Source organism: Dyella sp. (assembly GCF_035486915.1).
Classification (GTDB): domain Bacteria; phylum Pseudomonadota; class Gammaproteobacteria; order Xanthomonadales; family Rhodanobacteraceae; genus Dyella_B.
In genome coordinates, this window is record NZ_DATHMR010000209.1 from 1 (window position 1) to 8,821 (window position 8,821).

7 protein-coding genes are annotated in these 8,821 nt (G+C 57.8%); all 7 read left to right on the forward strand.

Going from position 1 to position 8,821, the window contains the following annotated elements; all coding sequences use genetic code 11:
* On the forward strand, window positions 1-258 hold a 258-nt coding region (locus VK725_RS17630; RefSeq protein WP_325319366.1), incomplete at its 5' end, for a PfkB family carbohydrate kinase.
* 32 nt (window positions 259-290) lie between these two features.
* Window positions 291-653, forward strand: coding sequence for a DUF1304 domain-containing protein (locus VK725_RS17635; protein ID WP_325319367.1), 363 nt, complete (start codon window positions 291-293; stop codon window positions 651-653).
* 27 nt (window positions 654-680) lie between these two features.
* On the forward strand, window positions 681-1,391 hold the full coding sequence (locus tag VK725_RS17640; protein WP_325319368.1) for a M24 family metallopeptidase: 711 nt from the start codon (window positions 681-683) through the stop codon (window positions 1,389-1,391).
* A gap of 76 nt (window positions 1,392-1,467) precedes the next feature.
* Window positions 1,468-3,624, forward strand: coding sequence for an elongation factor G (fusA, locus tag VK725_RS17645; RefSeq protein WP_325319369.1), 2,157 nt, complete (start codon window positions 1,468-1,470; stop codon window positions 3,622-3,624).
* Window positions 3,625-3,740: 116 nt separating this feature from the next.
* Window positions 3,741-4,964, forward strand: coding sequence for a hypothetical protein (locus tag VK725_RS17650; RefSeq protein ID WP_325319370.1), 1,224 nt, complete (start codon window positions 3,741-3,743; stop codon window positions 4,962-4,964).
* A 393-nt stretch (window positions 4,965-5,357) separates the two neighbouring features.
* Window positions 5,358-6,959 carry a peptide chain release factor 3 gene (locus tag VK725_RS17655; protein ID WP_325319371.1) on the forward strand — a complete coding sequence of 534 codons (1,602 nt, stop codon included), beginning with the start codon at window positions 5,358-5,360 and terminating at the stop codon, window positions 6,957-6,959.
* 142 nt (window positions 6,960-7,101) lie between these two features.
* Window positions 7,102-8,821 (forward strand): CHASE3 domain-containing protein (locus VK725_RS17660; RefSeq protein ID WP_325319372.1); only part of this gene is annotated, 1,720 nt, incomplete at its 3' end.

An 8,821-nucleotide genomic window follows, 5' to 3' on the forward strand; every position in this document is an offset into this window, starting at 1 on the left:
ATTCACGCCGACGGCAAAACGTATGAGATTCCGCCGGCACGCGAACGTAAAATTGTCGATCCGACCGGTTGCGGCGATGCGTATCGCGCAGGCCTTATTTTCGGCATCATGAAAGGTCTGGACTGGCCGACCACCGGTCGCATGGCATCGCTGATGGGCGCGCTGAAAGTCGAGCATCCCGGTACGCAGAATCAGTCCTTCACGTACGACCAATTCGCGAAAGAATTTCAAGAACAGTTCGGTTACGCACTGGCATAACGAACCCTTGCATCAGAGCCAGAGAGAGCAGCATGTCTACGTTAGCCAACATCCTGATCGCGATCATCGCTCTGATGCATCTTTGGTTTCTGATTCTCGAAATGTTTTTGTGGGATAAATCGACCGGCCGACGCGCCTTCGGACTCACACCGGAATTTGCCACGCAATCGAAAGTGCTTGCTGCGAATCAGGGTCTGTACAACGGATTCCTCGCAGCGGGCGTGATCTGGGGATTGATCCTCGGCGGCACACCTGAAGGCATGCACGTAAAGATTTTTTTCCTTGCGTGCGTGCTTATTGCCGGTTTGTACGGCGGCTTCACGGCCACGCGCAAAGTGCTCTGGATTCAAGGATTGCCGGCCCTCATCGGCCTTGTACTGATTTTGCTGAGCTGACGCCTTTCACTGGCAACATTTGCAGTCATGACACATCACGACCGCGAAGCGGTAGGCAAGCGCTTCAATCCGGCGCTGATGCATCATGCGCGGGAAAAAAGCTGGGCCGCGTTGAACGCGATCTGCGAGCGCATGCATCCGGGCATCCGTGAAGACGAAGCCCTGGCCATGGCCGGCGAGGTGTTTCGCGATCTCGGCATGGAACGCCTGTGGCACCCGCCGTACATCCGTATCGGCCCCAACACCCTCAAAACGTATCGCGAACGCTCCATCCCGGACGTTCAGCTGGGCGAAAACGACATCTACTTCGTCGACCTGGGCCTGGTTTTCGAAGGCCACGAGGGCGACGTGGGCGACACCTTCGTAGTCGGCCAGGCCCCGGAATACGCCGCCTGCGCCCAGGCAGCCCGTGATTTGTACCGGGACGTCGCCGCCAAATGGCGAAATGAGGGCTTGAGCGGCCACAACCTGTATAATTACGCGGATGAGCGCGCCGAGGCGATGGGCTGGCGATTCAACCACGCCATCAAGGGCCATCGCATAAGCGATTTTCCGCACTCGGTTCACAAAGGCGGCGATCTGGGCGATTTGGAACACAGCCCTTCCAGCGACCTGTGGGTCCTGGAAATCCAGATTGCACACCCGACCGAACCCTTCGGCGCTTTCTACGAGGATCTGCTGACCGGTGCAGCCCCTGTGGGCGCCCGACAGCCCTCGGAAACGCCGGATACACATTGAAAACGTACGCTGCGGACAGAGCACGGAATGTCCGCTCCCTGTTCGCCCAACGACTTTTACTTACGGAACCAAGACTGTGGCTCGCCAAAAACCCTTAAGCCTCTACCGCAATATCGGCATCATCGCCCACATCGACGCCGGTAAGACAACCACCACCGAGCGCGTGCTGTATTACACCGGTAAGAAGCACCAGATCGTCGACGTGCACGACACGAAGGACGGCAAGGGCTCGACCACCACCGACTACCTCGAGCAGGAACGCAAGCGCGGCATCACCATTCAGTCCGCCGCGGTGTCCACCGAGTGGAAGGGTCATCAGATCAACGTGATCGACACCCCAGGGCACGTAGACTTCACCATCGAAGTGAACCGTAGCTTGCGCGTGCTCGACGGCGCCGTGGTGGTGTTCGACGGCGTGGCCGGTGTGGAACCGCAGACCGAAACCAACTGGCGCCTCGCCGACCAGTACAACGTGCCGCGCGTATGCTACGTCAACAAGATGGACCGCATCGGCGCGAACTTTAAGCATTGCGTGGACGGCATCAAGAACCGCCTCGGCGCCAACGCCCTGCTCTGCCAGGTGCCGCTGGGCAGCCACGACGAATTCATCGGCATGGTCGACCTCGTTGCTGGCCAGGGTTACATCTGGAAAGGCCACGACAAGGACAGCCCGTGGGACACCGTCCCGCTCGCCGAAATCGCCGGCAAGGTGAAGTTCGAATCCACCGCCGATAACGAATGGGTCGCCAATCTCGCCAAGCTGCGCGAAGAGACGATCGAAAAAGCGCTGGAAATGGACGACGAAGCGTTCGACAAGCTGCTCCACGCTGGCGACGTCGATACCTACATCGCCAGCGGCGACTTCAGCATGGAACTGCTGAAGAAGTGCATCCGCAAAGGTTGCGTGGAAGGCAAGCTGGTGCCGGTGTTCTGTGGCTCCTCCTACCGCAACAAGGGCGTACAGCAGCTGCTCGACGCCGTGGTCGACTACATGCCGTACCCGGGTGAGAACGGTGGCATCGCGATGGTGGACGAAGACGGCCACGTCATCGGCGAACAGGGCGTGGTGGACGACGCTCCGGCGCGCGCCCTCGCGTTCAAGGTGATCAACGACCAGTTCGGCACGCTCACCTTCTGCCGCATCTATTCGGGCGTGATCAAGAAGGGCGACACGCTGCAGAACGTCACGCGCGGCAAGAAAGAGCGTGTGGGCCGCATCGTGGAAGTGCAGGCCAATGCCACCAAGGACATCGAAGAAGTACGCGCTGGCGACATCTGCGCGTTCGTCTCGATGAAGGAAACCGAGACCGGCGACTCGCTCTCTGATCCGGCCCATCCGGCGTTGCTGGAACGCATGCGCTTCCCCGACCCGGTGATCAGCGTGGCCGTGGAACCGAAGAGCCGCAACGACATCGACAAGCTCTCCACCGCACTCTACAAGATGGTGAAGGCCGACCCGTCGCTGCGCATGGAAGTGGACCAGGAAACCGGACAGACCGTGCTCAAGGGCATGGGCGAACTGCATCTGGAAATCACCATCGACCGTATGCGCACCGAACTGGGCGTGGACGCGACCATGGGCAAGCCCAAGGTCAGCTTCCGCGAAGCGTTCGGCCAGACTGTCGAGCACACCTACACCCATAAGAAGCAGTCCGGTGGTTCGGGTCAGTTCGCCGAAGTGAAGATGATTTTCGAACCGGGCGAACCGGGTAGCGGTGTGGTGTTCTCCGACGAAATCGTCGGCGGTCGCGTGCCGCGCGAATACATCCCGGCGGTGGAACACGCCATCACGGTGGAATCGCGCCAGGGTCAGGTCGCCGGCTACGAAGTGCTGGATTTCAAGGCACGCCTGGTCGACGGCAAATACCATGACGTGGACTCCTCGGCACTCGCCTTCGAAATCGCCGGCCGCGCCTGCTTCCGCGAAGCGCAGCGCATGTCCAAGCCCAAACTGCTCGAGCCGGTGATGAAGCTCGAAGTGGTGACCGAAGCCGACTACCTCGGCGACGTGATCGGCGACATCAACCGCCGTCGCGGTTCGATCAGCGATCAGGGCCAGAAGGGCACCAACGCTTTCGTGCAGGGCTTCGTGCCGCTTGCCGAAATGTTCGGCTACATCAACTTCCTTCGCTCGGCCACCAGCGGCCGCGGCACCTTCACGATGGAATTCGACCATTACGAAGAAGTGCCGGCGAGCATGGTCGCGAAGTTGATGGAGAAGGAAGCGAAGTAACTCGCGCGCTCCATAGCCAACTGGAAGAACAAAAAACTCGGGGGTTCACTCTCCCGAGTTTTTTTACAACAAAGCGCAAGATCGAAAGAACCCGGAGAACATTAAAAGGGACTTTTATGCAGGCTACTCGATCGCAATGGTGGAATATCCTTGCAGGCGCAGTGTGTTTAACCGTGTGGCTACTCGCGCTGATTTACGCACACACCATGCATCCGCAAGTAGCGGATGAAGCGGTACATATACCGCAAATTCAAGACTTTTTAGCTGGCCACTTCACCGCGTCCGCTGGACTGGCGATGCTTCCGGGTTATCACTTGCTGGTAGCCGGCGTCATGAAAGTTCTGACTCTTCATTCCATTACGAGCATGAGAGTCATCAGCGCCGTCTTTGGTCTTGCATCAAGCGTCTTTTTTTTAGGTATTCGCAGAAGCCTGGGCGATGCATCTGCATTTATCTACAGCAGTCAGTTTTTCTTTTTCCCGCTTTTATTTCCTTACTATTTTCTCGTCTACACGGACATCCTATCGCTTGCCTTGATATTGGCGGCAATGCTTTTGGCGCTAAAACAACGGCATGTCATTGCGGCATTGATTCTTGTCGCCTCCATCGGGGTAAGACAGAACAACGTCATTTGGGCTGCATTCCTGCCTCTTTTTTTTCTTTGGCCCAGCATCGATAAACAGTCGTTTCAGCAAATAGCTCTGTCAAAAAGCACTTGGCGCACTCTTCTACCTTATGCTCTGCCAATAGGTGCCTTCTTTGGTTATTGGGCATGGCATGGCTCGATCTCCGCCTCCAGCAAGGTCGCTTACGAAAACCCCGAGCTGAGCTTTCACCCTGGCAATGTTTATTTTTTTCTGTTTCTCTTTCTCGTGCTTTTTCCATTTCAAGCCTGGACTGGCGCGAGAAAAGTATTTTCAACCGTTCGCACGAAGCCTTGGCTCGCATTTGTTCTCATCGGCGCGGCCGCAAGCATAAAATTGAGAGGAAGTCCCGATAACTATGCGTTTGCCGACTATTTTCTACGCAATGCGGTCATCGCGTTCGTGCACGGCGGCTGGGCGCGTTATGCCTTTGGAATACTGGTTGTATTAGGTTTCTGCAGTATCGCTTTCACACGATTTTTGTTGCCACAGAGCTGGCTGCTATATCCCGTTTGCGCCTTCTATCTATGCTCGTACTGGCTCATTGAAAATCGATACACCATGATCCCTTTCGCGCTCTGGATGGCGCTGCGACAGGTCGACAATGACGCCGCCGAGCGGTGGACTATGGCGGGCTGGTTCATCCTTTCCCAGGTTTTTGTTTGGGGCATCCTGAGTCATCGATTCATGCTCTAAGTGCCTCAACGAGGGGCTCGAGATGTTCGATCTCCGTAACCGCGGCACCTTCACGATGGAATTCGACCATTATGAAGAAGTGCCGGCGAGCATGGTCGCGAAGTAGATGGAGAAGGAAGCGAAGTAATTTTCGCTGATCGCTTCGAGGAAAAGCCCGGGCTCAGTCCCGGGCTTTTTGTTTTGGTCTGCTGTGCAAGTCGCCCGGCATCATCGATCTCGCTTCGCCCCTAACCCGACGTCATTCCAGCGAAAGCTGGAATCCAGTGCCTTTGATTCCAAATCACCACCTAAAAGTCGCTGGATACCAGCTTTCGCCGGAATGACGGAGAGGGGCCGCAGATCATCACATTCCAAGCTAAAATAGGCGGTTCGCGCCCATCTCGACGCCTCGATATGTCCACCCACCTCCAAGAAACCCACCGCCGCCGCACCTTCGCCATCGTCAGCCACCCTGACGCGGGCAAGACCACGCTGACTGAAAAGCTGCTGCTGTTCGGCGGTGCGATCCAGATGGCCGGCTCTGTAAAGGGCCGCAAGGCGGCGCGCCACGCCACCTCGGACTGGATGGCCCTGGAAAAGGAGCGTGGCATTTCGGTCACTTCGTCGGTGATGCAGTTCCCGTACGAAGGCAAGATCGTCAACCTGCTCGACACACCCGGCCACGCGGACTTCTCCGAAGACACCTACCGCGTGCTCACCGCCGTGGACTCGGCCTTGATGGTGATCGACTGCGCAAAAGGCGTGGAGGAACGCACGATCAAGCTGATGGAAGTGTGTCGCCTGCGCGACACGCCCATCATGACGTTCATCAACAAACTCGACCGCGAAGGCCGTTCGCCGATTGAATTGCTGGACGAAGTTGAGTCGGTGCTTGGCATCGCCTGCGCCCCGCTGACATGGCCCATCGGCATGGGCAAACGTCTGAAAGGCGTGTACCACATGCTGCTCGATGAAGTGCATGTGTTCGAAGCCGGAAAAAATTTCACGCGGCAGGATTCGACCATTTTCAAAGGCCTCGATGCGCCGGGCCTCGAAGAGGCCATCGGGTCCGAAGCACTCAAGGAAGTGCGCGAAGAACTGGAATTGGTGCAAGGTGCTTCGCATCCATTCGATATCGAACAATATCTCGCGGGCAAGCTGACACCCGTGTTCTTCGGCTCGGCCGTGAACAATTTCGGCGTGCAGCTGGTGCTGGACTTCTTCGTCGAACACGCGCCCTCGCCTCGCTCGCGCAGCACGCTCAGCCGCGAAGTCAAACCGGAAGAAGAAAAACTCACCGGCTTCGTTTTCAAAATTCAGGCGAACATGGATCCGGCGCACCGCGACCGCGTGGCGTTCATGCGTGTGTGTTCGGGTACGTACACCGCCGGCATGAAGATGATGCAGACGCGCACGAACAAGGAGGTGCGCATCGCCAACGCACTGACGTTCATGGCAAGCGATCGCGAAATTGTCGAAAGCGCTTATCCGGGCGATGTGATCGGCTTGCACAATCACGGCACGATCAGCATTGGCGATACCTTCACGGAAGGTGAAGCAATCAGCTTCACGGGCATCCCCAACTTCGCACCGGAACTTTTCCGCCGCGCCCGACTGCGCGATCCGCTGAAAATGAAGGCGTTGCAGAAAGGTCTGGCTCAGCTTTCCGAGGAAGGTGCGACGCAGTTCTTCCGCCCGCTGATGAGCAACGACTTAATCCTGGGCGCCGTCGGCGTGCTGCAGTTCGACGTGGTGGCGTATCGCCTCAAAGATGAATACGGTGTCGACGCCAGCTTCGAGCCAGTCAGCGTCATCACAGCCCGCTGGGTGCATTGTGACGACGAGAAAAAGCTTGAGGAATTCCGCGAGAAAAACATCATGAACCTCGGCATCGATGCCGCCGGGGAATTGGTCTACCTCGCCCCCACGCGTGTCAACCTTCAGCTGGCGCAGGAACGTTCGCCTGCAGTGCGCTTCTCGGCCACCCGCGAGCACGCGGCCTCGCTCGACGTCTAAGCCGCGCCCGCGGCAACACCACGGGCAACCGGCTACCACCCTCGCGATCATCTCGCTAATCTGGCCCTCAGGCCGCCCCGACCGCCGCCCCGATCTTTCCGGGCGACGGGGGCGCTCCACTGCCACCTGAGCGGGAATTCGCATGGCCAGTTCGAGCGTAACGACGACTCCAACTAGAAGGTATGGATGGCTGGCCAATCTGCCGATTCGCTACAAGATCGTTTTGGCGATCGGCCTTCTGCTCGCTCTGTTCTTGATCGACAGTCTCGTCAACGTCGCGTCGCAGAACAAACAATCCGAGACGCGGCACTGGGCCGATCATACCTATCAGGTACTTCTGCAAATCGAAAACCTGCAAGGCTCGGCGCTGTCCGGACAAATCGGTTTGCGTGGCTATCTGCTCACGCGCAACCCCACCGAATTGGCACGGATGAACGACAGTGCCAAAACGTTTCAGGACCAACTTGAACAACTTCGGCAACTGACCCGCGACAACCCGGTTCAACAGCTGCGCATCGATCGCATTCAGGCCCTCTCGCTGCAATTCAGCCGCGAATTGCAGCGAATGGTGCTGACACCCGAAGCGCAGATCAAGGACACCGATCCACAAGTTGTCATGCAGGACAAGGCAAAAATCCAGGCCGACTATCTCGCCCACCGCACCGTGCGCGTCGAAGACTACACGGCCGCGCTGGACGAGATGCGCGATACCGAACGCCAATTGCTCGCCGTACGCAGCGCGGATGTCGAACGCGTTTTGACGGAAACGCTCTACGCCAACATCGCCAGCGCAGCGATCGGGCTGCTGCTTGGACTGATGGTGATCTCCCTTACCTCGCGACTGGTGACACAACCCATTCGCCGCCTTTCCGATTTGATGACGCGCCTGGCTGCCCACGATCACGACATCACCATCCGCGGCATCGGCCGCAAGGACGAAGTCGGCGAAATCGCGCGTGCGCTGCAAGTCTTCAAGGACATGGTGATCGAATCGGAGCAGCAGACAGTGCTGAAAAGTCAGGCGTCGTCCATTTCCAGCAGCCTGCAGGTCGCCACCAACCATCGCGAATTCGCCGAGCGACTGACGTCGCAACTGGCCCCGCTGCTGAACGCCGGCGTCACGCTGTTTTATGGTTACGACGAATCCAGTCAACGTCTGGATCTGTTGGGCAGCTACGGCCTTCGATTGGTCAGTAGTCCGGAAGCTTACGTGCCGGGTGAAGGACTGGTGGGACAGTGTGCTTTATCGAGAAAGCCGGTTTTCCTGGATCTAATTCCCGATAACTATCTGCGCATTGATTCGGGCAGTGGCACCGCGCTTCCTCGCCACATCGCCATCTTTCCTTTGCTGATGCGCGATCGTTTAGTCGGTGTTCTCGAATTCGCAGGTTTCGCCAGCCCCTCACCGCTGCAACTGCAGCTGTTGGAATTGCTGCTGCCGATGGCAGCTCTAACACTGGAAATCCTTACTCGCGCCATCAACACGCAAGATCTGCTCGAACAGACGCGTGAGCAGGCCGACGAACTGCGCCTGTCCAGCGTCACCATGCGGCAACAGCAGGAAGCGCTTCGTGCCGCAAACGATACGCTGCAGACTAAAACCATCGAGCTCGAAGAACAATCGCAACGCTTGCTGGCTTCGGAAGAAGAACTGCGTGTGCAGGCCGACGAACTGCATGCTTCCAACGAAGAGCTGCGACTGAAGACCGACACGCTGCGCCATCAGAAACAGCAACTGGAAGCGCTGCAAGAAGAAACGGCGCAAAAGGCGGAAGAGCTGGCACGCGCCAGCCGCTACAAGAGCGAATTCCTTGCCAACATGTCGCACGAATTGCGCACGCCACTCAACAGCCTGCTGATCC